The 228-nt window shown below is 29.4% G+C and carries 1 protein-coding gene; it reads right to left on the reverse strand.

The genetic code is table 11. The features are described from left to right. Nucleotides 1-228 (reverse strand): C1 family peptidase (locus tag AWT72_RS09105; protein ID WP_306765450.1); only part of this gene is annotated, 228 nt, incomplete at both ends.

Here is a 228-nt window from a genome sequence, read left to right on the forward strand (position 1 = left end):
GTTTTATCATAATCAAATAATTCAGTATCCATAATTCCTAACTTTCTATCTGAATCTTTACCTACATCACAACCAAACCACACTGGTACACCATCTTTAAGTGATTTAATAGTTGCTTTTTTTAATTCTTCCATAGTTACATTTAAATAAGAACTTGCCCCATATTCTAATACTGAACATGTATAAGGTACTCTATATACTCTACCTTTTTCATATTCTTCTCTTGGA

The organism is Oceanivirga salmonicida, assembly GCF_001517915.1.
GTDB lineage: Bacteria > Fusobacteriota > Fusobacteriia > Fusobacteriales > Leptotrichiaceae > Oceanivirga > Oceanivirga salmonicida.